20 protein-coding genes are annotated in these 25,040 nt (G+C 56.4%); 3 read left to right on the forward strand and 17 right to left on the reverse strand.

Annotated elements, in window-relative coordinates:
* Window positions 1-2: 2 nt before the first annotated feature.
* Window positions 3-554 carry a carboxymuconolactone decarboxylase family protein gene (locus AC1D05_RS24080; RefSeq protein WP_477444236.1) on the reverse strand — a complete coding sequence of 184 codons (552 nt, stop codon included), beginning with the start codon at window positions 552-554 and terminating at the stop codon, window positions 3-5.
* A gap of 9 nt (window positions 555-563) precedes the next feature.
* On the reverse strand, window positions 564-1,889 hold the full coding sequence (locus AC1D05_RS24085) for an aspartate aminotransferase family protein (protein WP_477444237.1): 1,326 nt from the start codon (window positions 1,887-1,889) through the stop codon (window positions 564-566).
* A 226-nt stretch (window positions 1,890-2,115) separates the two neighbouring features.
* Between AC1D05_RS24085 and AC1D05_RS24090 the strand changes: the two genes are divergently transcribed.
* Entirely contained in the window at window positions 2,116-3,000 is an 885-nt protein-coding gene (locus tag AC1D05_RS24090) for a MurR/RpiR family transcriptional regulator (protein ID WP_477444238.1), read from the forward strand.
* A gap of 342 nt (window positions 3,001-3,342) precedes the next feature.
* Here the strand turns inward: AC1D05_RS24090 and AC1D05_RS24095 are convergent, their stop codons facing one another.
* The 4 genes from AC1D05_RS24095 to AC1D05_RS24110 form a co-directional block, all read right to left on the reverse strand.
* A complete protein-coding gene (locus AC1D05_RS24095) occupies window positions 3,343-5,115 on the reverse strand; it encodes an ABC transporter permease subunit (RefSeq protein WP_477444239.1) in 1,773 nt (590 codons plus the stop codon).
* A gap of 17 nt (window positions 5,116-5,132) precedes the next feature.
* Window positions 5,133-6,227, reverse strand: a complete 1,095-nt coding sequence (locus tag AC1D05_RS24100; RefSeq protein WP_477444240.1) for an ABC transporter ATP-binding protein — start codon at window positions 6,225-6,227, stop codon at window positions 5,133-5,135.
* A 144-nt stretch (window positions 6,228-6,371) separates the two neighbouring features.
* Window positions 6,372-7,475 carry an ABC transporter substrate-binding protein gene (locus AC1D05_RS24105; protein ID WP_477444241.1) on the reverse strand — a complete coding sequence of 368 codons (1,104 nt, stop codon included), beginning with the start codon at window positions 7,473-7,475 and terminating at the stop codon, window positions 6,372-6,374.
* A 686-nt stretch (window positions 7,476-8,161) separates the two neighbouring features.
* The gene (locus AC1D05_RS24110) at window positions 8,162-9,982 is read right to left on the reverse strand and encodes a CocE/NonD family hydrolase (protein ID WP_477444242.1); all 1,821 of its coding nucleotides are present in this window, start codon (window positions 9,980-9,982) and stop codon (window positions 8,162-8,164) included.
* Window positions 9,983-10,254: 272 nt separating this feature from the next.
* Here AC1D05_RS24110 and AC1D05_RS24115 point away from each other — a divergent pair, with 272 nt between their 5' ends.
* Complete coding sequence (locus AC1D05_RS24115) at window positions 10,255-10,959, forward strand: IS6 family transposase (RefSeq protein ID WP_477444243.1); 705 nt, start codon at window positions 10,255-10,257, stop codon at window positions 10,957-10,959.
* 334 nt (window positions 10,960-11,293) lie between these two features.
* On the opposite strand, the gene AC1D05_RS24120 is transcribed toward AC1D05_RS24115, so the two are convergent.
* The 9 genes from AC1D05_RS24120 to AC1D05_RS24160 all read right to left on the reverse strand — a co-directional run bounded on the left by AC1D05_RS24120 (window position 11,294) and on the right by AC1D05_RS24160 (window position 22,800).
* Entirely contained in the window at window positions 11,294-12,436 is a 1,143-nt protein-coding gene (locus AC1D05_RS24120; protein WP_477444244.1) for a C45 family autoproteolytic acyltransferase/hydolase, read from the reverse strand.
* A gap of 38 nt (window positions 12,437-12,474) precedes the next feature.
* The gene (locus AC1D05_RS24125) at window positions 12,475-13,662 is read right to left on the reverse strand and encodes a M24 family metallopeptidase (RefSeq protein WP_477444245.1); all 1,188 of its coding nucleotides are present in this window, start codon (window positions 13,660-13,662) and stop codon (window positions 12,475-12,477) included.
* Between the two features lie 204 nt (window positions 13,663-13,866).
* The gene (locus tag AC1D05_RS24130) at window positions 13,867-14,568 is read right to left on the reverse strand and encodes an aspartate/glutamate racemase family protein (RefSeq protein ID WP_477444246.1); all 702 of its coding nucleotides are present in this window, start codon (window positions 14,566-14,568) and stop codon (window positions 13,867-13,869) included.
* Between the two features lie 64 nt (window positions 14,569-14,632).
* Window positions 14,633-15,376 (reverse strand): amino acid ABC transporter ATP-binding protein, encoded by a 744-nt coding sequence (locus AC1D05_RS24135; RefSeq protein WP_477444383.1) that lies wholly within the window; start codon window positions 15,374-15,376, stop codon window positions 14,633-14,635.
* 113 nt (window positions 15,377-15,489) lie between these two features.
* The gene (locus AC1D05_RS24140) at window positions 15,490-16,464 is read right to left on the reverse strand and encodes an amino acid ABC transporter permease (protein ID WP_477444247.1); all 975 of its coding nucleotides are present in this window, start codon (window positions 16,462-16,464) and stop codon (window positions 15,490-15,492) included.
* A gap of 213 nt (window positions 16,465-16,677) precedes the next feature.
* On the reverse strand, window positions 16,678-17,511 hold the full coding sequence (locus AC1D05_RS24145; protein WP_477444248.1) for a transporter substrate-binding domain-containing protein: 834 nt from the start codon (window positions 17,509-17,511) through the stop codon (window positions 16,678-16,680).
* 589 nt (window positions 17,512-18,100) lie between these two features.
* Window positions 18,101-19,456, reverse strand: coding sequence for a Glu/Leu/Phe/Val family dehydrogenase (locus tag AC1D05_RS24150; protein WP_477444384.1), 1,356 nt, complete (start codon window positions 19,454-19,456; stop codon window positions 18,101-18,103).
* Window positions 19,457-19,831: 375 nt separating this feature from the next.
* Window positions 19,832-21,241 (reverse strand): aldehyde dehydrogenase family protein, encoded by a 1,410-nt coding sequence (locus tag AC1D05_RS24155; protein ID WP_477444249.1) that lies wholly within the window; start codon window positions 21,239-21,241, stop codon window positions 19,832-19,834.
* Window positions 21,242-21,396: 155 nt separating this feature from the next.
* Window positions 21,397-22,800, reverse strand: coding sequence for an aminotransferase (locus AC1D05_RS24160; protein WP_477444250.1), 1,404 nt, complete (start codon window positions 22,798-22,800; stop codon window positions 21,397-21,399).
* A 211-nt stretch (window positions 22,801-23,011) separates the two neighbouring features.
* Here AC1D05_RS24160 and AC1D05_RS24165 point away from each other — a divergent pair, with 211 nt between their 5' ends.
* The gene (locus AC1D05_RS24165) at window positions 23,012-23,476 is read left to right on the forward strand and encodes an Lrp/AsnC family transcriptional regulator (RefSeq protein ID WP_477444251.1); all 465 of its coding nucleotides are present in this window, start codon (window positions 23,012-23,014) and stop codon (window positions 23,474-23,476) included.
* 447 nt (window positions 23,477-23,923) lie between these two features.
* Here the strand turns inward: AC1D05_RS24165 and AC1D05_RS24170 are convergent, their stop codons facing one another.
* Both AC1D05_RS24170 and AC1D05_RS24175 read right to left on the reverse strand, forming a co-directional pair.
* Window positions 23,924-24,421: an MlrC C-terminal domain-containing protein gene (locus AC1D05_RS24170; protein WP_477444252.1), complete on the reverse strand. Its 498-nt coding sequence runs from the start codon at window positions 24,419-24,421 to the stop codon at window positions 23,924-23,926.
* Between the two features lie 45 nt (window positions 24,422-24,466).
* Window positions 24,467-24,904: a hypothetical protein gene (locus tag AC1D05_RS24175; RefSeq protein ID WP_477444253.1), complete on the reverse strand. Its 438-nt coding sequence runs from the start codon at window positions 24,902-24,904 to the stop codon at window positions 24,467-24,469.
* Between the last annotated feature and the right edge of the window lie 136 nt (window positions 24,905-25,040).

Raw genomic sequence — 25,040 nt, forward strand, 5'->3', positions numbered from 1 at the left:
ATTCAGATCGGTTGCGTTGCGATCTCATCAGCAACGCCTTCGTCGATCGGAGTATCGAACGTCATCAATATGTAGCCGAGCACGGAATAGAATCCGACAGTCGCCATCAGGTCGAATATTGCTTGTTTCCCCATAGCTGATGAGATTGCGCACTCAATATCTGAGGGCACGCGCCCTGAATCGAAGAGGGCATCAACAGCCTGCGCAATTATGCCGTCCTCTCCAACGGGAGATGCCCGCATATCGCGAATTCGTTCGTCAGAAATGCCCAAGGCACGAGCGCGACTTACGTGGTGAGCCCATTCATATGCTGAGCCCATACGATGGGCCGTGCGCAAGATTACGAGTTCCGACCGAACTGCCCCCAAAGCGCTGTCTTTGACGATATGCTGACGAAGTGGAGCCCATGCCTTCAACAAGGCCGGATGATGAGCCATGGTGCGATAGACATTGAGTGCTCCTGCAAATCCTGTCCTCATATCCGCAATTTCGGGAGGCCAGTTTTCATCGGCTATCGGCGGACAAGGAAATTTCGTCTTACGTGAAATACTCATGGCAACGCCTCAGGCTGCGATGGCGGCATTGATTGCCGCAGCGAGCCGCTCCACGATCATGTCGATCTCCTCGGGCTGAGTGATGTATGGAGGTGCGAGCAGCACATGGTCGCCATGGACCCCGTCAATGGTGCCACCCATCGGGTAGCACATCAGACCTCGGTGCATCGCTTCCTTCTTGATCTTGGAGTGTATTCTGCGGGCGGGGTCAAAGGGTTGTTTCGTATCCTTGTCCGCCACAATTTCCACACCTCGAAAAAGGCCGCGACCACGAACGTCGCCAACGTGGGGCGATTGACCAAGTGCGGCGTCAAGTCCCGCCTGGAGCCGGTCGCCCATCGTAATGACGTTGGCCATCACATCCGGACGTTTGAGGATCTCAACCACCTTGTTGGCCGCGGCCGCAGCAATGGGATGACCGATGTAGGTATGTCCGTGCTGGAACAGACCCGATCCATCCGCAAACGAACGATAGATCTTTTCAGATAGGAGCACTGCGCCAATCGGCTGAAAACCGCCGCCCAAGCCCTTGGCAATCGTCAACAGATCGGGAACTATCCCTTCCTGTTCCAGCGCAAAAATCGTACCAGTGCGACCCATGCCGCACATTACTTCGTCGAGGATCAGCAGGATGCCATACTTGTCACAGACCTGCCTGACGCGCTTGAAGTAGTCCGCGACAGGCCCTACTGCGCCGAGAGTCGCCCCGACCACGGTTTCAGCCACGAACGCCATGACCTTGTCGGTCCCCAGTTCGACGATCTTAGCCTCGAGTTCGGCAGCCAGTCGATCGGCATAGGCTTCAGCTGTTTCGCCTGGCTGCATATCGCGATAGGCGTAGCAAGGAGAAACATGATGGGTCTCCGGCAAGATGGGCTTGAACTGCGCGCGTCGCCACGCATTTCCACCAGCTGCTAGGGCGCCGATCGTGTTTCCGTGATAGCTCTGCCGGCGCGCGATGATGTGGCGTCGCTGAGGCTGGCCGATTTCCACAAAATATTGGCGCGCCATCTTCAAGGCTGCCTCGACGGCTTCCGAACCGCCGGAGACCAGGTAAACATAATCGAGGCCCTTCGGCGCAAGCTCCACAAGCTGCTCAGCAAGCTCTTCAGCGACATCCGTCGTGAAGAATGAGGTATGCGCATAGGCGATCCTGCCCATCTGCGCCTTCATCGCGTCGAGCACCTCTGGATGGTTGTGACCAAGGCAGCTCACAGCCGCGCCCCCTGAGCCATCGATATAGCTTCGGCCTTCGCTGTCCGTGATGTGAATTCCTTCGCCGGCGACGGCTCTGGGCAAAATTGTACCGATCGAACGATGAAGGATTTTGGTCATACTGATCTCGGGCTGATTGTGGCCGACGCGCCGGTGCTTCATGTCTATTGATTTGCAGTTTTCGCAGAAAATTGCAACAATCGTTTTATGATAGCGATGCCTGATGCATTTGTTTTCGATCCGAACAACTGGGGATCACGGCGATTCTGTGACGACCGGATTCGCTCAGTTTGACTTTTGGGCCCAGAGAGGGTCCAACTGATTTATCGTAGCCATTGTGAGGCAAGTGTTGCAAAAGGGTCCTCTCCACGCCCATATCATTGAGCGGTTTGACGATATGTCTGAGCAGTTACAGCAGGCAGCGCGCCACATTCTCGAACATCCGCAGGAGGTAGCACTTGTTTCCATGCGGGAGTTGGCCCGCAATGCGGGGGTTCAGCCGTCCACCATGACGCGCCTCGCAAAGTTCCTTGGTTTTTCCGGATACGAAGACCTTCGCGGCCAGCACGCTGACGTTATTCGGGTTAGTGCGGACGGGTTTGCCGCCCGCGCGATGCAAAGAGACGAAGCCGGAACGAATGGTGAGGGTCTGGCGTATCGAATGCTCAAGACCCTCTCGGCCCAGATCGACCGGCTTTGTGAACCTGAGACGCTTTCCAGGCTGAGCCAGTTTGCCGATCGGTTAGCTAGAGCCCGCAAGATTTACGTTCTCGGGCTTCGGTCTTGCCATTCGGTAGCTTGGCACTTTCACTATGTGATGACATTGTTGGGCGAAAAGACCGTGCATCTTGATGGTCCCGCCGGTACGGGCGGCGATGCGCTTATTCGCGCGACCGCCGACGATGTTCTGCTTGCGGTATCCATAAACCCGTACTCCCGTTACACCTTGGAGATTGCGGAGACAGCTCTAGAAAGAGGAATGGGAGTCGTCGCGATCACAGACAGTGAGGTTTCGCCTCTCGTAACGATCGCGGAGCACGCGGTTCTTTTCCCGACCGAGAGCCACACCTTTTTCCACACACTCACACCCGCCTTGGCAATTTCGGAGGTCCTTTGCGGGCTTCTGGCAAGCCATGACCGCAAGACCGCGCTTGAAGAACTTAAACGCGTCGATAGCTATCTATCATCGATGAACACATACGCTGCATCCATCCCTCGTCGGAAAATTTAAACAGACGAGTGGAGGACCGTAAGTCGGTACCTGAAGAGGTTCGCCCTAGACTGACCTTCCGAGGCTTGCTCAAATAAGACTTCCGAGGAGGACGGAGATACGCACTCACGAAGAAACCATCTAGGGTTGGTTTCGAACGCCTTTCTCTAAATAACGAACGTGTCAGATAAAATAATGCGTCCAGGACCCGCCCGGATCAGCCCATGAGACCTGGCCACTGCTGGTAAGTTCAGTATTTGTCGCTGAGACTGTTCAACGAACCAGAAGTAACCGGTCCCATTCTTACAATGGGACCGGTAGTTTCGCTTTCGCATTCAGACTGATCCTACTGCGAGTGGACCCTTAAGTCGGATTCATGGCAGGCTTCCGCAAGGTGCCCTGGGTTCGCCACAAGGTAAAATAGAGAACTACCAGCCAAACAATGGGCAGAAGCGTCAGCAATGATCCCACAGCAGCGATCGTTGGATCAACCTGCTGCTTCAGGTTTTCCAGCATCTTCAATGGCAAGGTCGGGATTGCATAGCCGCCGACAAACGAGGTTACGATAACTTCATCGAAGGAAGCAAGGAATGCGAACAAGGCACCGCCAATTATGCCAGAGCGTATCAGGGGCAGTGTCACTCGCATGAAGGTCCGAATGGGTCCGGCACGCATGCTCATGGCCGCCTGTTCTAACGTCCGGTCGAATCCGGAGAGAGTGGCCATTACAATTACGACGACATAACCGATGGCACCAATTGTATGACCTAAGATGATGCCGGTACTTGTCCCAATCAATCCAAGTTTTGCTAACCCGAGATAGACCGCTACGCCGACGACAATAACTGGAATGGTGATAGGCGTCAGGATGACCATTGTCAGGCTTGAACGCAGGCCGGACGAGCAGCGGCTGAGCCCAAAAGCAGCCATAGTGCCGATGATGGTAGATAAACCACTAACTATCAAACCAAATTGAAAGCTGTTCCATGTAGCTGCTATCCAGGAAGGGTCGGAAAAGAAAGAATAATACCACCTGAGAGAAACTTCCTGGGGAGGAAACTCAAGGAACTCTCCCGAATTAAACGAAATTATGATGACGATCACGCCGGGCAAAAGCAGGTAGAACATCACAATTGCGATGAATATTGCTCCGACAATTTTCGGCAAGGAAGTGTAATGTTGAGTTTGATAGAGCTTCGCCGTCCACCGCCGTGCCCGACGCGGTAAGACAAACTCGTTAAGATACCGAATTGCTCTGGTCAATACCCGCAGTCGGTCTGGTCGTAGCTTTAACTCAGATGATCCAGCTTGGCTGTGCGCACCGGCGAGGTTGACACCTACCGCTAACAGAACCACGACTGTGATTGCCAATAATATGAAGGATGCGGCAGCTGTGGGCGCTAGATCCAAAGAGGTCGTGAGCTGCGAATTGATGAGGGCTGAGAGCATCGTATCGCCCAAGCCGCCAAGCGCTTGCGGCGTGATGTAGAAACCGAGACAAACAACAAAGACCAGTATGCTACCACTTCGAATTCCCGGGATGCTCAGTGGAAAGTACACGCGCAAAAAGGCGGTGAAAGGTTTGGCGCCCATGCTACGGGCCGCTGCCATCAACGAGCTGTCAATGCTCATCATGACACTAATTATTGGTAAGATCATCATCGGCAGCATGATGTGGACCATACCGACATAGACGGCAAAACGATTGTAAATAAGTGGCAGCGGACTGTCGATAAGACCGACATTTAGCAACAGGCGGTTGATTAGGCCATTGTCTCCTAGAACAACCGTCCATGCGTATGTGCGAACCAGAGCGCTTGTTAGCCAAGTCAGGAAGACCAGCACCATAAGGACTGGTCGTGCTCTGCCAGAAACTGCAATTAGGTAGGCCGTCGGGTAGCCGATAAGCAAACAGATCGCCGTGGCTACCGCGCTTATTTCGAGGGTCAGCAACAGAATCGCGATGTATGATCGCTGTTCGAAAAATCCCACATAATTGACGAGCGAAAGCGCAGGTGCATTCATGCTAGTTAGAAATAGGAGGATTAAGGGTATGCCGAATACAGCCAATAGGACGCCCAAGGCTGGCATCGTAAGCAGGATTGGCATAAAGCCCATTTTTTGAATCGTCTTCATCAATGCCGTCCTCCTCGTTAGGCAGCGACAAACCGAATGTCGGACCGAAGCCAGTCAAGGCGAACCTCATCGCCGGAACGAAAAACCTCCTGTCCCGAGGCAACATGTTCGCGTGCAGTCAGCACCGCGCTCCCCACGCGCACTCGGTATTTCCTCAGCGGTCCCGCATAGATCATATCCTCGACGGTCCCGGAAACAGATTGTCTTTGGTCCGCATCCTCGCGTCTCGCCGCCGAACGCGCGTTGACGCTAATGCGCTCAGGTCGCAGCATCGCAACCATCTCAGAAGACCGCACGACGTCGGATTCGATTTTGAACGCGGCATTTTCCAGGATATTGGCCTCACCCAAAAAGTTCGCGATGAAGCGCGTTTTCGGCCGGTCGTATAAGGCTTCCGGTGTATCGATCTGATCGATTTGACCGGCTCGCATAACGACGATGCGGTCGGACAAGGTGAGTGCTTCCTCCTGGTCGTGGGTAACACAAATTGTAGTTTTTCCAAATTCCTTGTGTAGGTCCTTGATCTCAACTTGCATCTGCTCACGTAAGTTGCGGTCGAGCGCGCCAAGCGGTTCGTCCAGCAGCAAGACTGGTGGATCGGCAATAAGGGCGCGCGCGAGAGCCACGCGTTGTTGCTGACCTCCACTCAACTGCGATGGCAGGCGGTTACCGAACTCATCTAGATGAACGCGTGCAAGCATCCGGTTGACACGCGCAGTTCTCTCGTCAGCCTTAATTCCGCGCATTTCAAGCGGGAACTCCAAGTTGCGGCGTACCGTCAGGTGCGGGAACAGAGCGTAACTCTGGAATACGATCCCCTGGTCGCGACGATATGAGGGCACGTCAGAGACGGATTTTCCGGCTATCAGAATGTCGCCGCGGCTGGGTGCCGTGAAACCTGCAAGCAGCATCAATGCTGTCGTTTTTCCGGAGCCACTCGGACCAAGAATGGTTAAGAACTCACCGCGGAAAACGGAAAGGGAAATATCTTTAACTGCTGCGACGGTCCCATACATCTTTGTGACGTTGCAGAATTCGATTTGGGTGGGACCTGGAGGTTTCTGCAACACTTCATCCTCGGTAGGCAGGTGACTTTTCAGGTTTAAGTTCATTTGATACTCCGCCAGGACCACACGCCAGCCAGACGCGCGGTCCTGGTAAGACAGGGTCGTTTAGTAAAGTGGCGCCTGCAGTCAGCGAGGCCGCAAACGTAGCCGAGAGGACTAGCGCCACCGACGCTAGTGAAATGTTGAGGATTATTGAAGAATCCATTCATTCCAACGCTGAGCGAGCCGCTCCTTGTTAGACTTGCCATCCGGCCCTACCTCAACGTACCATTTCGCATTCAGAGGGTAACTCGAGGCTGTATAATCCGGATGTGAAGCAAGCTTCCGAGCAACATCGTCGGGTATCGTGTTGTAGGCGTTTTTGTTGGTCGGACCCTGCCCAATTAATTTAGCAAAAGCAGCCTGCCGGTCAGCGCGCCCTGTAAACTCGATAAATTTTTGGGCGTGTTGCGAGTTAGGGCTGCCCTTCGGAATGCACCAGTAGTCCGTCATCAGCTTTGCCTGGTTTCGGTTGATCTCGATTGGCCCACCTTCATCAATAAGTGAAATTATCCGGCCGTCATAGGCCTGCACCACATCTGCGATATTGTCCCGCATAATCTGCAAGACCTCGGAACCACTCGTCCACCATTTGCGGATATGGGGCTTGATCTTGTCCAAGCTAGCAAAAACACGATCGATATCCAGGGGATAAAGCTTGTCCATGGGAACTCCGTCGGCCAAGAGAGCCTCCTCCCAAGGTCCGACCCCACCGTCGCCGGTGGTTAGCGAGCGAACACCGGGAAATTTTTCAACATCCCAAAACTCGGCCCATGTTGTCGGCCGTGACTTTCCAGAAGGGAACTTCTTAGTGTTCCACGCCATGTTCATTGAGTAGACATACGAGGCAAAGCCGTTTGTATGTTTAGCGTACTCCGCTACTGCCTCCAGCTCCTCCTTTTTCCAGATAGAATAGTCAATTTCCTCAAGGTAGCCCTTAGCGGTAAGGGGATCCACACTGGTCTGCCCGAGGTTGACGACGTCGGTTGAAACGTTCTTTGTGTCCACCATCATCGCGATCTGCGTTGATGAGAAGTCTGCCACAACAGGAATAACTTTAACGCCTGTCTCAGCTTCGAAGGGCTTTACATAAGCCTCCATCACCGCGTCGCCCCAATTGCCGCCGCTCATATTGACTTTCAACTCACCCGCTGATGCTGCCCGAGCGTCACCAGCCGTGGAAGACAGCGCACCTACTGCGATCAAAGACGATGTCGCTTGCATGAAGTGCCTGCGATTTATCAGAATGCTCATATTCGTTCTCCCTCTATTACCCTTGCTCATTGGGAAGGGCTTCCAATTGCATCGCAGTCGGGAAACCACGACGGTCACGCCAATGGTCACAGAGTGACGCAGTAAAGCTGCATCTGCTTTGCGCCGACCGGCTGCTTCGCGACGCCATAGCTTTTGCAGCAGGCACCGGGTTCCTCCAAGTGAAGCGCCGGACTGGTCGCTTCAACGAATGCGTAGCGCAATGCGGCACTTATTGCAACAAATGTTTTATAACACCCGGTATGAGCCAAGCGTCTTATTGTGAGTGCTGGTGAGATTTCGGCCCTCTCCTAGGGGAACACGGTGTACCGAATAGGAGGAGAAATGGGACGTCTCGTTTTTGCGGATAGCAACGGCCTGATTGATCAAGGGCAACATTCAAGGGCATGTACTCTTTTATCCCAGATCACCTGAGCTGGCATAAACACCGCGGTGCCGGCAGTTTGGGCTGCCTGCTTCCAAAGCCAGGTGCGCGGCGATCCAGCCTATCAACCGGCCCATTCCGGCGAACACAGAACGACCGGAAATATCTCCGCTGTTGACGGCTGTCACGCCGATAAGCTTGCGTCGTGACCGCCGGATTCAACTCTTCCCTCCGGATCCGGGGGCATTATTGGAATGCTTGATAACGCCATGAAGACGCCGGGTCAAAGAGTTCCAGATGCCACTCACCGTTCAATAATAGGTAAGTCGATGTAGCAGCCGGCGTGATGGAACTTCAGGAACGGCGGTGGTCCGTCCTCGGGAACATTGGCGAATGTACCCTTGACACTGCCGGCGAGAACCAGTCTCAGACTATAACCCGCTGGAATGAGAGCCGAGATCGGTTGCAAGGTGAATGACAGGATCGCAGACTTACCAGGGGTGAGCGGTTCAGCGTCCTCACTCAAATAGCTATGCTGCGGTCCCAGCACGCTGAGGGGAGAGTCTGTCCATACCTTGCGGTGGCGAGCACGCAGATTACCCTCCGTAATATAGCAGGACACCCCGTCCGGCCTCACAGCCTCGAGATACACAAAAAAGGCGCCATCCTCGCGTGTCGAGGTGATGTCCAATTGGACAACAGGATGTCCGGTGACCTCAAGCTCCCGCGTCAGCGGCTCACTCGTGTAGACGAGGCGCGCCGCGTCGAACTCTCTCCGGTCTCCATAATCGACCTTATCCATGAATTCCAATGCGCCACCATTAGTTTCCCACCGGTTTGAGATCACATCCGCGAGTTCGGGATCGACCTGCAGCGTTTCTAATCCAGTCTTGTCGGTCGATGAGCTTAGGAGTCGGGAGCCGCTTGCCGTGTACCAACGTTGGCGTGTTGCCGGAATGGGCCAGGCGCGAGTTGATTTCCAAGCGCCCTCCCCGAGCGTATAGTAGTGGAGGACCTTCCCTCCCTCGTCGGCCGCTTCCCCAGCGAAGCAGCCGGCGGCGAAGCGGACCCAATTCGCCTCCTGGGCCGCGAGGAGGGGAGCGACCTCCTCACCGGCGGGACGGAGCGGGTCGGTGGCTGCGGTGGCACCATGGTTCCATGGGCCGATGATTATGCTCGCCGGATTTGACTGTAGCAGGAACTGGCGAATAGATCCTTCCGCCGATACAGAATCGAACCAACCGCCCCAATTTTGAATTGGAACACCAGAGCGAGATATGCACTCTGCCGCCGTCTGTGGTGACCAGTCGAACCCGGAGGCGTCCATGCCAAAATACTCGTCCTTGTCCATACTCTGCTGCAGACGCGGGCGAGAGGGCGCTTTCTCGTGTTCGGACAAGGCGGCGGTCAGTTCCGCCGCCTCCCCAACGGGACGAACGCCCCGCGAGGGTTGGCTTTCACCAGTATTCTTGGAAGACACATTGTGGTTCAGGTTTTTGAGCTGGCTGTCCCACTGGAGTTGCGTGAGGTTGCGGATTCCGCCCGGGAAATCGATATCCTCATAAATACTGTAATCAACAAAACGTGCCACAACTCCCTTCAGGGCGGGATTGCCCAACGACGCCATCCAGGTTGCGGAGTTGGCAGTGTAGGAAAGGCCATAGCCGACCACGTTACCCGTGGACCATGGCTGAGCAGCGATCCAGTCCAAAACGTCGCTGAAGTCCAGGATCTCGTCGCGAGTGCGGTGGCCGGGCCATTCGCCGAAAGAAGCGCCGGTTCCACGAACATCTCCAACAACCACGGCGTAGCCGTGCGGGACAAACAGGTCAGCATATCTATTCGAAGGCTCGCCGTTTTGGCCGCGCCAATAGCACGTCATCACCAGAATTGTATCGCGCTTCGCACTTTCGCCGTCACCCATTGGACGCGTGACGTCCAAGGCTAGCCGCACGCCGTCGCGCGCAGGCACATACACCGAATCCAATGGGCCCACCTTGTGCGGCCGCGCGACTTCGCCACGGAGATCCAAGGCGAAGATCGAGCCTCGTGTCTCCTGCGCTTCGGCGATCTTAGGCGGCAAACGCGCGCCGGTCTCAATCGGCGGGCGACGCGATACGGTCATGCAGCTTCCTCCTAGGGGATAATGTGGACAATGAAGCCGTGATCTACCTCGAAGAGGCTTGATCTGCAACATACGTTTTATTTTTCCGACAGCAATTCAAATGAATCTCTCTATGACGACCAGCCCACGGCAGTGCGGATCGCCCTGTTGAGCTTCGCACCCGAATGGGATGAGAGCCCCGGAATGGAAAACTGGAATGGGTCACCGAGGGCGTTTTCTGGGCGTTGTCACGTTAACCGCGGCGTGACGGCAGTCCGTGTAGATGGGCTGGCATGAGCGAGCCGCCCGTCAGTTACAAGCGCCATCGATTTCCGCCTGCGATCATCGCTCACGCGGTTTGGCTGTATTTTCGTTTCCCGCTGAGCCTGCGCCTGGTGGAGGAGATGCTGCTGGAACGTTGTGTCGTCGTCTCCTACGAGACGGTGCGACGCTGGGCGATGAAATTCGGGCGGGATTACGCCCGCCGCCTCCGGCGCAAGAAGCCGAGCCGCCGCGACATCTGGCACCTCGATGAGGTCGTGATCACCATCGGCGGCAAGAAGCACTGGCTGTGGTGCGCCGTCGACCAGGACGGCTATATCCTCGATGAAATCGTGCAGACGCGCCGCGACACCAAGGTGGCCGGGCGCTTGCTGAGGCGTCTTCTCAAAAGGCACGGCTGTCCGCCCCGGCGCATGATCACTGACAAACTCGGCTCCTATGCCGCCGCCCGACGTCAGATCATGCCGGCGATCGAGCATCGCTCGCACAAGGGCCTCAACAATCGCGCCGAGAATTCGCACCTACCCTTACGACGTCGAGAGCGAGCGATGCAGGGCTTCCGGTCCCCAGGGGGCCTACAACAGTTCGTCGCCGTCTTCTCCGCCGTCCGCAATCACTTCGTTCCACCCCGGTCCCATCGCTCCGCCCTTGCCACCCATATCCATCGACTGGACGCCATGGCACAATGGAAAGCCGTGGCCGGCATCGCTGCCTGAGCCCGTCACACGGCCAGTTGCGCCTCGTTGCGACAGCCGCGAGTTAACGTGACATCGCCAGCCTGCTTCACGGCCGCATATAGATCGGCAAGAGCTGTCCCAGCCCTGGAGAGGTGCAGCCTGATCCAGCCGCCTCACTTCAGGGCAGGCGCTGGCCTCGCTCCAAACCTTTTTGCAGAACCTTCAGGACAGTATCTACTCTCACTCTGTCCTCTTGCCTCACTTCGGAGCTGCACCGAAGAGCCGATCTTTCCTGCGCGTGAGGCAGGCCACCTACTTAATGGCATTTGGATTGTGGACAGATGTGCTCTTGATCTTTGTGACCTGATAGGCGCTACCTACCTACCTTGATCTCCCGCCACTCCTCGTGGCTCGGCGGTCCGGCACAGACTGAAAGGCAAGTTTGTTCCCCAACCTCGTAGACGACCGCGCCGATAGTCATCGGATCCGTCGACCGAGCTGCCGGCGTGGCGACTATGGAAACTTCGCCGCCCGGCCGACATGCAGTCAGCGCCGACTTGGCCCGATCTCGCGTAACCTCCATGCCTTCGAGATCGAGACGCAGGCTTTGCAGGCGGGCACGGGAACTATCGCTTCCCGCGAGCGAGATTGTCGGCGCACGTTGATCGTCGCTTCCGAGCGGATGATTGGTGTGGAAGGAGTAACCAGAATTAACCGCGAGGGGCACTACTTTGCCCGCGGAGCATTCGACGGTGGCGATGCTGTGTTTGTCTCCAAGCTGATAATTCTGGCCTGAGGCATGGGGGACCTCTTGAAGGAACCGGACTGCTTCTGTAGCGCTCGTGCAAGCGAGCGCCCCGCGCATCACGAACGCCACCGGCAACCCCGTCGAGCTGACGGTAAGTTGCGATAGCGTATTGACGCAGACGCCAACGCCGCGGTGAGAAATACCCATCAGCCCTATCAGACCCGCCGATGTGAAGACCATTGTCTCGCCGACGTCCGGATCCTGTAGTCTCAGCAGCGCCTGCGCGCCATCGTGCCATTGCGGCAGGTCCATCGTTTGAGCAACTATTGTCGCAGTGTCTCCGCGGGGCGCGATTGCGAGGCTAGAGCAATGCCCGTCGGCGGTCGACTTGCCGAACCACCACTCCTCATCCAAAAATTGTAGCGCGAACGCCATTTCGCTGGTTATGTTCGAGCCTTCCGCGATTCCAGCTACCTCTTCGGCAAGCTCAGGCGTATATTGCTCTACCGCATCAATGAAACGAGCCGTTGCCATAAAGCGCGGAATGAACGTTTTGGCAGGGACGCCATAGGCTTCCCCTATGGCATCGTGCCATCGTGCTATTTTTTCAATAATAACGGCGCGCAGCGCTTCACCGTGAGCGCACCCCCGCTGACGGGGCGAACCGGCGCAATCGATGATAGGAAGAAGATCGGTCTTCATCGGTAACTTCACCTCAAGCAAGCGGCCGGTCTGGGGAATGTGGCGCCCATGGTCGCGATTTTGCACGCGATCGTCCTAGGAGTGACACATTCCCGATCAGTTGATCACACCTCGAGAAGGCGTTTAGTATGGGGAGTGAGGATTTCGTAGCCGGTGTCTGTAATGGCGATAGAATCGCCGAAACCGGCCGCGACTTCCCCGAATACTCTGAACGACTGGACAGCATGGAAGCACATCCCGGGCGTGAGAATCTTGTCGGAGCCCTCCGCGATCCAAATCGAGTATTCCGGCCAAGATGGGGGGAACGCCAGTCCGACGGGATAGGCCAAGGTTGGGCCTAGGGGCGTTCGCTCGTCCAGGCCCCTTAATTCGGATTTTGTGCTCGTCACAACATCGTGCATAGTTCGACCCGGCTTAAGGTTGCTGTAGAGCGTTTCGATACAGTGCAGTGCGATATCAGCCAGATAGCGAGTGTCGTCGGACGCTCGACCCAAGACAGCGGTGGAATAGAGTGGCGCGTTGTAGCGCTCATGGACGCCGCTCATCTCCATGATAATCGGGTCGCCTGTCTTGAGCCTGTTCCTTCGAAACGACGAATGCACAACCGCGTGCCACTCGCCACTACGAATTATAGGATCGATGGAGAAATATTCACTACCAGCGCGGATCATGGCCGCAGAGGCGGCAGCGGCAATATCGTTGTCCATGACGCCCTCGGCGATAGCTTCTTCCGCCGCCGCAAGACCAGTTACTGAATACAGCCCGGCCTTGCGCATATAGGCAATCTCTGCGGGCGACTTTACAGCGCGGATATGTGTCACAATGTCGGATGCATCCACCATTGTCGCATTCGGGAAGGCCGACTTCAGTTCCGCATAGGCGCAGGGAGTGAGCCCTTTGTGACGGCTCTCCAGACCAACTCTCTTTGGTGTTACGTCTAGACTGCCTATGATTGAGGTTAATGCCGCCCCAGCCTCGTCCATCCGGCTCCACAATATCGACTCGATGCGCTCAATGTTGGTGTGCACGCGGCAAAGATCAACCTCCAGGCTGCAGACGTGGAGTACAAGGGCTCCTTGCGCAGGAACGATCAAGCAAGAATACCAATCCGATACTAGGGTCTGAAAGCCCGTCAGATAACAAATGTTGGGGAGGATGTTGATCAGCAACACATCGATCTCGGCCTCCGCCATCTCTTCTCGCACGCGTTGAATACGGCTGTCGTAGTCTTTCTGATCGAATGCCATAGCCTTAAGCGGATGAGGCTTGGAAACGGCCAAATAATTGTTCATCCAGGTAAATCTCCTCAAAAAAACGTCCATCAGAATAGGGCGGGTTGTTTGCGCGAGAAAAAGAAACGCCGCCGCCCCCTGCATTTAACAGATATTCAGCTTGCCCCCGCAAAGTTGTAAAATAGCCATTTCATTCGCTGTCACTGAGTTGTCCCGCCACCGCAAATGTATCACTGATCAACGCGACAGTTTGAACAATATTCCTCAAGCCACAGAAGCAATGGCTAGTCGACAAAGATCTGTAATGTCATACACGGGCAAGCCAGTACTCAGGCGGATCGCGTTTGCGACGTATGGGAATCCAGTGCACTCCAAAAGCAGCAAAGCTATGTCAGGATGTGCAGTGCGAAGCTTTACGATACATTCGGTAACCTCTTTCTCGATCTGGCTCACACTGGTCAAGAGAGGGGGGCGCATCACTGAATTCGATAAGTATTCACCACCTTCGATGCCGCCCACTACCACTCTAGCGCGCTCAGTTGGACAATCTAGGCCAAGGAGGTCTTCGCCAAAGTGGGTCGAGTCTGCAGTCACAACCGCAAGTTTTCTGTCGGATCTTAACTGACGCAGCAACGAAGGAACCAGGAGTAAGCTGGACGTGACTACAGGAACATTCACCGCAGCGGCAATCGCCTGCTGATGCCGAATAAAAAAACCGCAGTCCGCGGAAATTACGCCGGCACCTCGGTCGGCAAGTCGCCTAGCAGCGGCGACGCAAGCACCTTGAATCGAAGTGTCCCCCCGGATAATCAAATCGGGCCAGGCTCCGTGAACAATTTCAGTCAGGACTTGATGGCCGAAGGTCATCGGGTGGAATAGCGATCCCGGTCGCGGCACGCGCAGGTGGCTCTCGGCTGGCAGGCCGTCATCGAGTTCGAGGATTCCGAAGGTATGCCGATCTTGCATGAATGATATTCTCTTGGTTCAGCGCAGTCTGGCCTGTCTGGCCGCCGTTCAGCGACGATATTCGTCAATGCTTCAATATCTGGCTCAGGAAAAGTTTTGTTCTGTCGTGCTGTGGGTTTGTGAAGAACTCGTTGGGCGGAGCCTCTTCGACGATCCGGCCGACGTCCATGAAGATCACCCGGTCGGCGACGGCGCGGGCGAACCCCATTTCGTGGGTGACGCAGACCATGGTCATGCCGTCGCGCGCCAGGCTCGTCATCGTGTCGAGCACCTCCGAAACCATTTCTGGATCGAGCGCCGAGGTGGGCTCGTCAAACAGCATCATGGCAGGTTCCATGCACAGCGAGCGGGCAATGGCGACGCGCTGTTGCTGTCCTCCCGACAGCTGAACCGGATATTTGTTTGCCTGTTCGGGGATGCGCACCCGTTCCAGGAACTTCAAGGCCGTTTTCCTTGCCTCGGCTTCCGGCACACCCTTTATCCACATCGGGGCGGCCATGCAGTTCATCAGCACGGTCATGTGCGGGAAGAGATTGAAGTGCTGGAACACCATGCCGACATTCTTGCGAACCTCAGTGATGTCACGCATCTTGCTGTGCAAGCGGATCCCGTTGACCGCGATCTCACCTTCCTGATGTGCTTCGAGCCTGTTGAAGCAGCGGATCAGCGTCGATTTACCTGATCCGGAGGGGCCGCAGATGACGATGCGTTCGCCTTTGCGGACGGTTAGGTTAATATCCGTCAAGGCCCTGAACGTGCCATACCATTTGGAGACGTTCCTCGCCTCGATAATTTTGTCGGAATTCATCGCCCCCTGCTTTGGGCTGGAAGACTGCTGAGGTGAAGGTAGCTCTACATTGCCAATCGACTGGGTCCGACTGGCTTCAGCAAAGCCTGCAAGCCGACTCACGTTGTTGGCGGTCATCGCACTTTACTCCTTGCGAAGTGACGTTCGAGCCGCGCCTGGCCCACTTCGAGGCAGGCCGACATGATCCAGTAGATGATCGAGGCAGTTATCAGCATTTCCATGTGATGGAAGGTTGGCTGGCCGATCGTGCGAGCAAGGAAAGTCAGTTCCCACACGCCCAGCACCGAGACGAGCGAACTATCCTTCAACATGGCGATAAAGGTGTTGCCCATTGGAGGAATGATGACCGGAAGGGCCTGTGGCAGGATGATCCTGCGCATAGTCAGGCCAAATCCGAACCCCATGGAACGGGAGGCTTCCCACTGGCCGCGATCGATGCTCTGGATGCCGGCCCGAAAAATCTCTGTCATATAGGCGCCTACGCAAAGCGACAGCGCCAGGATGCCTGACGGAACGGCATCAATTACAATGCCCAGTTGCGGCAGCCCCAGATAGATTAGGTAGATCTGTATCAGGAGCGGCAAGCCACGGAAAAACGACGTGTAGAAGCTGGCGATGGCATAGGCGAAGCCATTGCTGGAAAGTTTTGCTACCGCAGCGACGATGGCGATGAGAGATGCAAAGACGAGTGAAATTGTCGAAACGTAGATCGTTGTCATCGCGCCTTGGGTGATCAGGTACGGTAAATTCTCCGCGATGAACGGCATACTGAGGTGAAAGGAGTTGAAGAAGGCAACGAACAGGAGCAGTAGCTCGAGCCACACGATGCCGATTTGCACCGTCAACCGTGCAAAGCCGATCAGCACGATATTGGCGCAAAAGATGACGGCAATCACGAAGGCGATTACGAAACGGCCATAGAATCCGCTTTGCGCAGGATCGCCGATGACGGGCCGCACGAGGTCGCCGAACGTCGTACCAGCAAGGTTGAACATGAGAAAGATCGCCAGCACGACCGCGAAGACCGAAGCGACGAACCACGGCTTGTGGACGAGCACCTCAGATTCAACCGTATCTGAATAAAGCATGTGGACCCTCTACCTCTAGCAGGCTGTTGAAATAGGATTCCGGAGATGGTTACCACGCAAAATCGATCCCTTTCGATAGATCCAGCGGAAAATCAATTCGGCAAAAGCGCAGAAAGTGGTGTGTTTGGGATGGTAGATCTCGGCATTTCCGACTTTTTCAACAGCCTGCTAGCGGTCCGGAACAACCCGGGCCGCCGCTACTGTTTGCTGGACTTACTTATCCACGCTGTAGTCTACTCCGAACCACTTGATGGAACGCTCGGATAAGGTTCTGCTATCTCTCATGCTCTGGAGGGCCGCCTCGACCTTCTGTGAAAATTCTTTATCGCCTTTCAGAACAGCGACAGCACCTGGCGCCGAGAAAAGAGTGCCAAGCACCTTGATAGGATAGCCCGCCTTCATCGCTCCGCGACAAATTGTATCGTCGCCCAAAACAGCATCTAGCCGGACGCCATCTCCGAGGCGAAGATCGTCGAGCGCAATATTGCTGGACCCGTAGGTTTTCACCTGACCGGGGGTAAATTGATAGCTTATGGGTTTTGCGTTCAACCAGCCGGCAGTAAAGTCATGATGGGCATAGGATTCAGCGACGTTGCCCGACGGAACACCGATAATTTTTCCATCAAGATCGGAAAGCTTTTCTGCCTTGCTATCCTTGTGAACAACGGCAACCACCGGTCCATAGAAGTAAATCCCAAAGTCGAACTTTTCAGCCCGCTCTTTTGTCGGCGTCATTTGGCCCATTGCAAGGTCCCAGCGACCTTCCCACTTGCCTGAAGCAATTATGTCCCAACTTGGTGTCACAAATGTCGCGTTAACGCCCAGGTATTTTGCAATCCCCTTGGCAACGTCGATATCGTCGCCTTCAAGTTCGTGTTGTTCATTCAAATGCGACATGGGTCCCCAATCGGTCCCGACCGCCACAGTAAGCGTCTTTGTGGCAAGCACGCGGTCAAGCACTTCGCCGGCACGGGCTACATTTGAGAATCCGGCAGACGTAATCGCGACGGATGCGATCATTGTCGTCATTGCCACAAACTTAATCATGCTTTTCCCCTGTGGTTGGTTTCTTTGGCATGTGGCGCGGCGTCTTCCGAGACCGTGGTTGCTCGTACGAGCAACAACCGGCCTCCTTGTTGGTCCGGCCGTCACAAAGATAGCTCTAGCGCAAACGCCTCTAGTGTGCAACATATGTTTCATATTTCGTAGTTTAGGGCAAACGTTGCGACCACCAGAGCGTGACCCGATCTGATCGAATGGAGACTCCCAAACCTGTCGAAGCAGATTCAACTATCTGCGGGGATCGAGGCCAGCGGACATGTCGAAAGCTCTGATCGCCATCTCTACGAGATTGCGACGTTCGCAGCTTTGCGAGGCTCAGGCGTATCGCAGACGGACCCCATACCCCTTTCGACGATGCGGTGAACTCCGGTCGTATGTATACGAAGCCCTCGCTGTGTAGGTTCTCGCTCCCAGGTGATAAGCCTTGACCGTCCGGCGCCTCAAAAAGCGCCCTGCCGGTCGGGAGTTGGACCGGCAGGGCGCGCCGCGCAAATGTCGCGGTCAATGGGAGGGGACCGGACGGCAGCGGCAAGCAGTGACCTCAGCTAAATGCACCCACCTTCTCGCAAGGCGCTCAAATCCCTATGGCCTCGTAGGCGGCCGCAATCCTGCGAATTGACGCCACATAGGCGGCAGTCCTGTAGTCGCCGAGCTCCGGCTGTACCTCACGCAGATCGGCGATGTTCAACCAGGTGCTGCGCATCACGTCTTCCAGGCCGGAGCGAACAAGATCGATCTCAGCGCCCCCTTCCAGGAATTCGTCGCGCAAGTCGGCCGGGAATGGATTGCCGGTCATTCGCTCAAGCGCTGGGGCGATCGTCAGGTTGCGCCGCTCGCGTCGCCGCCGTTCCATCAGCCCGAAGGGAATGTGCGTGAGGTTTTTCACCCACTCGAAATAGCTGATAACGACGCCGCCGGCATTGACATAGAGGTCGGGAAGGATTGTCACCCCTCGGGAGCGCAGCATCTGATCGGCCTGGAAGGTGACCGGCCCATTGGCAGCTTCGACGACAAGATGCGCCTTGATGCGCTCAGCATTCTCGCTATCGATGGCATTTTCCATCGCCGCGGGGATGAGGATGTCGCATTGCTCCTGGATGCCCGTCGTGTCGCCGGCGAACGATTTAGCACCAGCAAAACCAAGGATGCTGCCGGTGCGTATCAGGTGCTGCTTCAACGCCTCAACGGGAATGCCTTCAGGGTTGGCGACATAGCCGTCGCGCTCGGCAACGACAATGACCCGCGCGCCATCTTCTTCTGCGAGAAACTTGGCTGCATAGTAGCCCACATTGCCAAACCCCTGCACGACGACAGTGGCCCCGACCAGGTCGCGCCCTCCAATAATCCCTGGCGTACGCGGATCACGGAGATAACTTTGAATGGCGAACTGCACCCCGCGGCCAGTCGCCTCCGTGCGGCCAGCGATGCCGCCTTTCGAAAGCGGCTTTCCGGTGACGCATGCGCGCGCGTTGATGACATCAGTGGGATTGGCGCGACGGAACTCATCCATCATCCAGGCCATCTCCCGCTCACCGGTGCCGATGTCGGGGGCGGGAACATTGACACCAGGGCCGATAAGGCCACGCTTGTTGAGTTCCTGCGTGAACCGGCGAGTGATCCGCTCAAGTTCTTGCGATGTCCATTCGCGTGGATCGATCTTGAGCGCGCCCTTCGAACCGCCGAAGGGCACGTCTACAAGCGAGCATTTCAGCGTCATCAAGGCCGCCACTGCCTCGACCTCTTCGGCATCGGCATTTGAGGCGTAGCGAATACCGCCTTTCACAGGTTCGCAGTGTTCGCTGTGAACCGATCGCCACCCCACGAAGCTGTACATCCGGCCGCGCAGCCGCACGCCGAACCGGACCGTGTAAGTCGAGTTGCACTGAATGATCCGCTCCGATAGCCCCTCCGGAAGGTCAAGGAAGGACATGGCATGGCGGAAGTGCTGGTCAACGCTTTCCAGAAACCCAGCAGAGTTGCCCTTCATCACGCACTGCGGCGTTGGGACAGCACCACTTCCATTGACGGTTTCGGGGAGCAGGTTTGCATGCACTGATGTTTCCTCCTAGGGCCGGTCGGACACTCAATGCCTTCGGACCGCCCTCTCAATCAGCAATTTTGGGGCACAAATCACGTCTCGCCCCCAGCTATCGATGCCCCTGTTTGAAAGCACTCAGGTGGATTTCACTTTGGGTTGTGATTCCACCCACCGCGTGCTGATGTGAGCTGGCGCACCGCCTCAGCATAAGATTTCAACGCCTCTTCCCTGCGACCACTAGGTCCTCTTCAGCCCGGTTACGCCCGCTTACCGTCTGTTGATGCACACGACCTTCGGCTGCGTCATCTCTTCGTAGGCAAAGCGAACGCCTTCCCTGCCCATGCTGCCGTATTTGAAACCGCCGAAAGGCATGGCGTCGAAGCGGTAGTCGGAGGAATCGTTGATCATAACGCCGCCAGCTTCGATCCTGCTTGCCGCTTCGAGTGCAACATTGAGATTGCTGGTGAAGATGCCGGCATGCAAGGCGTATTCGGGCTCGTTGGCAATCTCGATAGCCTGATCGAGCGTGTCGAAGGGGGCGAGCATGACAACAGGCGCGAACACCTCCTCGTGCCACAGGCCGCAGTTTCGAGGTGTGCCTTCCAGCACCGTGGGATGATAAAGCGATCCATCGCGGCGATGGCCGCACAGCAGCTTGGCTCCAGCGGCAATAGCATCATTGACCGCCGCTTCGGTGCGCTCGGCCGACTGTGTCGAGATCATCGGACCGACATCCGTGTCCTCGTGCGTAGGATTTCCAGCCTTGAGTTTTTTTGTTCCAGCGACGAAGGCATCACGAAATCGCTCATAGAGAGCTGTCTCAACCAAAATGCGCTGGGCGCCAATGCAATTTTGTCCAGCGGCCCAGAACGCGCCGGATACGCAGCCTTCGACCGCTTTGTCGAACTCACAGTCATTCATCACGATCACCGGGGCATTGCCGCCAAGTTCCATCGCGAGTTTCTTCAGTCCTGCCGAACGGCTGATCGCCTCGCCGGTCGCAAATCCACCGGTAAACGACACCATGCGAACGTCGCGGGCAGAGATCAAGGCAGTGACCAACTCCCTGTCACCATGAAGAACGGTGATGACGTCCTGAGGCAGGCCGGCTTCCAAAAGAGCCTCGACAAGATTGATGGCGGAAAATGGTGTCAAATGCGACGGCTTCAGCAGGACAGCGTTACCACCTGCGATCGCTGGACCGAGCTTGTGAGCCACCAGATTCAGGGGATCGTTATACGGGGTGATTGCCGTGATGATGCCAAGCGGCTCGCGCGTAAACCAGCCCTGGCGCTGTTCTGATCCCGCAAAAGCATCGAAGGGCACGATCTCGCCGGCGTTGCGCCTGGCTTCTTCTGCCGACAGCTTCAGCGTATTGACGCAGCGACTGACTTCCTTGCGTGCCTGAACGATTGTCTTTCCGGCTTCGCGGACAATGGTTTCGGCAAAGACATCGCGCTTGCGCTCGACAATCTGCGCAGCGCCTTCAAGAATAGCGGCGCGGCGGTGCCTGGGCAGGTCGCGCGAAAGCTCTGCACCACGCCGGGCACGGGCGAGACATTCGCCGGCATCGCCTGCATCCGTGACGTCGATCGATCCTATCAAAGACCCGTCAAAGGGGTTGTAGACAGATTTGGGCGGCACGCCCGCTTTGATATGAAGCTTGGCAGCTGTCATAGGCTACCCTTCCCTTCTGTGATGACGCCGGCATTTACGGTCGGTATTCTTTGGTCAGGGCAGGTCTTAGACCCCTGCCCTGTTTCCATGGTGATGCGGCAGATGGTGACAATCGGTTCAAGCAATTGGGCCGGGAATGCCCCGGCTGCCAAGGTTCAGATTTGCTGGCCCTCACGGACGAGCTCATCCATCACGAAGCGGACCGCGCTTTCGGCAATTGCAACGATTTCCTCGACTTCTGACTTGGTTGTTACGAGCGGCGGGGCAAAGCCTAGAATGTCGCCGTGCGGCATAGCGCGCGCTATAAGACCGCGGTCGCGGGCAGCCTTGGAAATCCGCGCCCCAACCTTGAGCGCCGGATCAAAACGCTTTCGATTGTTGCGGTCAGCCACGAACTCGATCGCGCCCATGAGGCCGACACCACGCACTTCACCGACGATCGGCAACTGCGCGAATTTCTGCTTCAGCTGCGCCTGGAAAAATGCACCGACGTCGCGAGCATTGCCGGGGAGATCTTCTCTTTCGACGATGTCGAGAACCGCGTTGGCAGCGGCGGCTCCAATTGGATGACCTGAATAGGTGTAGCCATGCGAGAAAGCGCCAACCCTGTCAGCGCCGTCTTCCAGCACCTTGTAGACCTTCTCGCCGACGATCGCCGCCGAGAGCGGGAAGTACGCAGAGGTCAGGCCCTTGGCGACGGTGATGAGGTCAGGCTCGATGCCGTAATGTTGCGAGCCGAACATGGAGCCGGTGCGGCCAAAACCGGTGATGACTTCATCAGCGATCAGCAGGACGTCGTGCTTCTTCAGCACAGGCTGGATGGCTGCCCAATACCCTTCGGGCGGCGGCGTGATGCCCCCGGTACCAAGCACAGGCTCAGCGATGAAGCCGCCGACATTGTCGGGACCGAGCTGCTCGATCAACTGGTCAAGCTCGGCGGCGCGGCGGGCAGAGAATTCCCGTTCAGTTTCGCCGGGCTCCGCACCCCAATAATGATGCGGCGCGCCCGTGTGGACGACCTGCGGCAGCGGCAGGTCCATATGGTCATGATAAAAGCTCATGCCGGTCATCGAGCCGGCGACGACGCTGCAGCCATGATAGCCGCGCTCACGCGAGATGATCTTCTTCTTGGTCGGCTTGCCGCGCAGGTTGTTATAGTACCAGACGAGCTTGGCCTGCGTCTCATTGGCGTCCGACCCGGACATACCGTAGAACACCTTGCTCATCTTGCCCGGCGCCATCTTCACCAGACGGTCGGAAAGAATTGCGAGTTCGTCGGTCGTGTGTGCTGCGTACGAATGGTAGTAGGCAAGACGATAGGCCTGACGCGAGATCGCCTCGGCGACTTCGGTGCGGCCATAGCCGACATTGACGCAGTACAGACCCGCAAAACCGTCGATCAGCTGGTTGCCATATGCATCCTGGATCCGGATCCCCTTCCCGGTCTCGACGATTGTCGGCTCGCCAAGCTTGCCGCTGGCAAAGTCCTTGAGCTGCGTGAAAGGATGCAGGACCGAGTTGCGGTCCTTTTCAGCGATGTCTTTGATGTTGATGGTCATTGTAAATCCTTCAAATGCCGTGCGCGTTGTCTCTCCCGTTCTGTGGGAAGCGGGTCGCGAAGCTTCCGAACTTCCTTAGGATGCCGTGGTCGCCCGCTGAGACTTGGTAAGGTGTAAATTAGCCAATCCGAGACCGCGGTTGACGGCGCAGTTGCCCACGGCTAAGCAGAAATCCTGCAGAACATGGCCCGCAACGCAGGACAATGATCCGATGGAACTCGACAACGCCGACCTTGCACTCCTGGAGGCCGTTCAGCACAACAATCGTTTGACCTCCGAGGAGCTCGCAAACATTGCAAACCTTTCACCGACAGCGTGCCAGCGCAGACTGAAGAAATTGCGGGAGGCGGGCGTAATCGAGGCCGATGTGTCGATCGTGTCGCCGAAGGCTGTGGGGCGACAACTTACGATGATCGTTTTGGTGTCGCTCGAACGTGAGCGGGCAGACATTGTGGATCGATTTAAGGCTGCAATTCGCAAAACCAAGGATGTGATGCTTGGATATTACGTGACGGGGGATGCTGATTTCATCTTGATCGTGACGGCGAAGAACATGGAGGATTACGAGCAGTTTACCCGCCGATTTTTCTACGAAAATCATGATATCAAGGGCTTCAAAACGATGGTCGTTATGGACCGGGTTAAGGCAAGCTTCTCCTTTCCTATCCAGGAGTAACCAGCAACCGGCAGATTTGGCCTGGCGTTCTGTAAGACCCATCGATAGCTGGTCCTGAGAAGCGACCGCGCATTGCCTGTCAATGTCGTGCGAAGTGACCCAGCTATCCACCGCGACAACGCGGCCGACTTTTGCAAAATTGAGCCGGACGTGACACTGAATGGGTGCAATGTGCTGTGGCGCAAGGATTATCCTCGACGCCGGTCGGGCAACTAGCGCTAGCGCTTAGCGACACCAGCATCTTCCCGATCGCCGGCCTGCGACCGCCATGGCTTGCGAACGGCGAGCTTCTCCTCCCGTGCCGGAACAGCTTCTTGTCGTTCACGAACGCCTTCCCGCCTGAGCCTCACGAGAAGGAGCCAGTGGTTGTCGACATGTCGATCAGGGTTTTCCCTCGTCAGTGCAAACATGCTCGTGAATTTGGACGCGCGGTTTTGTTGAGCCAGCTCACTTGGGAAGTTGGACGTATTGGCGCGGCTTATATTCGATCCTGTCCAAGGGGTAAAACGGCCGCGCGTGGCGCCAGGGGAACTGGTCGATGCTGTACGTGGTCATTCCAGGCGTATCGACGGTGACGACGCGGCCAATTTTCGCGAAATTAAGCTGGAAGTGATACCCAGAGCGGGTGACAATGATTTTCGCATTTTCGGGATCGAGCCCCGCGGCCCGGAAATAATCGGGATCGATATAGGCGTAGGGCTGGTTTGTGAGCAGCACTTTGATATTTCCAATTTTGAGAACGGCGTATTTTTCGATATATGTCCTAGTGCCGCCGTCGGACGGTCCGTCGTAAACGACAGGGACGTTCTTGCCGATGCTGATGACCTTTCCCTTGACGGTCACGCTTGGGCTTTGCGTGGAATAGTTACCGCCAAATTTCAGAACAATTTCGTTTCCTCGCGGCCGCCTAGCTGCACGGAGAATGTCTTCCTTTCGGCCTTCCACCGGGAACCCGTCGCGCTCCTGTTGCGGGCGCTATGGCCTGCCAGTTCAGCTAGCTCGGCGCTCGTGAGGCAGGGGACTTCCTCGGCTCACACGCGCCCTGGCATTGTCAGCTTCGACCTTGGACCGGACTGCCGACATGGGATCGTTAGCGGGCAGCATGGCCTCCACCAAGAGTTCCATGTTCCGCTCCGACAACTCGGGTCTCTTCCTTGCAACAACGGCGCTGATTGACGCCAGCAATGTGACGGCGGCGGGATCCAGTTTTTCGGAGCGCGCCACGCCCTCCAGTACGTCCCTTACCGCCTTCCTCACTATGGCCTTGAATCGCTTTGATCCTGCAGCCTTGAGATTCTGGCCCCGGAGTCCATTCTTCCCGGCGGTCTTCCTCAGCGCGTCCGCTGCGGCCAGTCTTTCCATCAGCGTGTCCGTCATCAGGCGTTCGATTTCGGCCTCCTTGAGCACGCCGGACGGGGCATTCGTCATTAGAAGAGGCTTCTCTTAATGCGACGCAAGTTCGTAATCGGCGGCGTTCCTCTCTTTTTGCAGAATTCCTGCGTCGGGAGGCGTTTTTCGCGAGCGCTCCGCCGAGACAGCGAGCTAAGCTACAGGTTAAACTTTG

It is taken from the genome of Mesorhizobium sp. P2_E9, from assembly GCF_056403815.1.

Coding starts and splice junctions, on each gene's coding strand:
- AC1D05_RS24080 (WP_477444236.1), bottom strand. CDS start 554: ATGAGTATTTCACGTAAGACGAAATTTCCTTGTCCGCCGATAGCCGAT.
- AC1D05_RS24085 (WP_477444237.1), bottom strand. CDS start 1,889: ATGACCAAAATCCTTCATCGTTCGATCGGTACAATTTTGCCCAGAGCC.
- AC1D05_RS24095 (WP_477444239.1), bottom strand. CDS start 5,115: ATGAAGACGATTCAAAAAATGGGCTTTATGCCAATCCTGCTTACGATG.
- AC1D05_RS24100 (WP_477444240.1), bottom strand. CDS start 6,227: ATGAACTTAAACCTGAAAAGTCACCTGCCTACCGAGGATGAAGTGTTG.
- AC1D05_RS24105 (WP_477444241.1), bottom strand. CDS start 7,475: ATGAGCATTCTGATAAATCGCAGGCACTTCATGCAAGCGACATCGTCT.
- AC1D05_RS24110 (WP_477444242.1), bottom strand. CDS start 9,982: ATGACCGTATCGCGTCGCCCGCCGATTGAGACCGGCGCGCGTTTGCCG.
- AC1D05_RS24115 (WP_477444243.1), top strand. CDS start 10,255: ATGAGCGAGCCGCCCGTCAGTTACAAGCGCCATCGATTTCCGCCTGCG.
- AC1D05_RS24125 (WP_477444245.1), bottom strand. CDS start 13,662: ATGAACAATTATTTGGCCGTTTCCAAGCCTCATCCGCTTAAGGCTATG.
- AC1D05_RS24130 (WP_477444246.1), bottom strand. CDS start 14,568: ATGCAAGATCGGCATACCTTCGGAATCCTCGAACTCGATGACGGCCTG.
- AC1D05_RS24135 (WP_477444383.1), bottom strand. CDS start 15,376: ATGAATTCCGACAAAATTATCGAGGCGAGGAACGTCTCCAAATGGTAT.
- AC1D05_RS24140 (WP_477444247.1), bottom strand. CDS start 16,464: ATGCTTTATTCAGATACGGTTGAATCTGAGGTGCTCGTCCACAAGCCG.
- AC1D05_RS24145 (WP_477444248.1), bottom strand. CDS start 17,511: ATGATTAAGTTTGTGGCAATGACGACAATGATCGCATCCGTCGCGATT.
- AC1D05_RS24150 (WP_477444384.1), bottom strand. CDS start 19,456: ATGTCCTTCCTTGACCTTCCGGAGGGGCTATCGGAGCGGATCATTCAG.
- AC1D05_RS24155 (WP_477444249.1), bottom strand. CDS start 21,241: ATGACAGCTGCCAAGCTTCATATCAAAGCGGGCGTGCCGCCCAAATCT.
- AC1D05_RS24160 (WP_477444250.1), bottom strand. CDS start 22,800: ATGACCATCAACATCAAAGACATCGCTGAAAAGGACCGCAACTCGGTC.
- AC1D05_RS24165 (WP_477444251.1), top strand. CDS start 23,012: ATGGAACTCGACAACGCCGACCTTGCACTCCTGGAGGCCGTTCAGCAC.
- AC1D05_RS24175 (WP_477444253.1), bottom strand. CDS start 24,904: ATGACGAATGCCCCGTCCGGCGTGCTCAAGGAGGCCGAAATCGAACGC.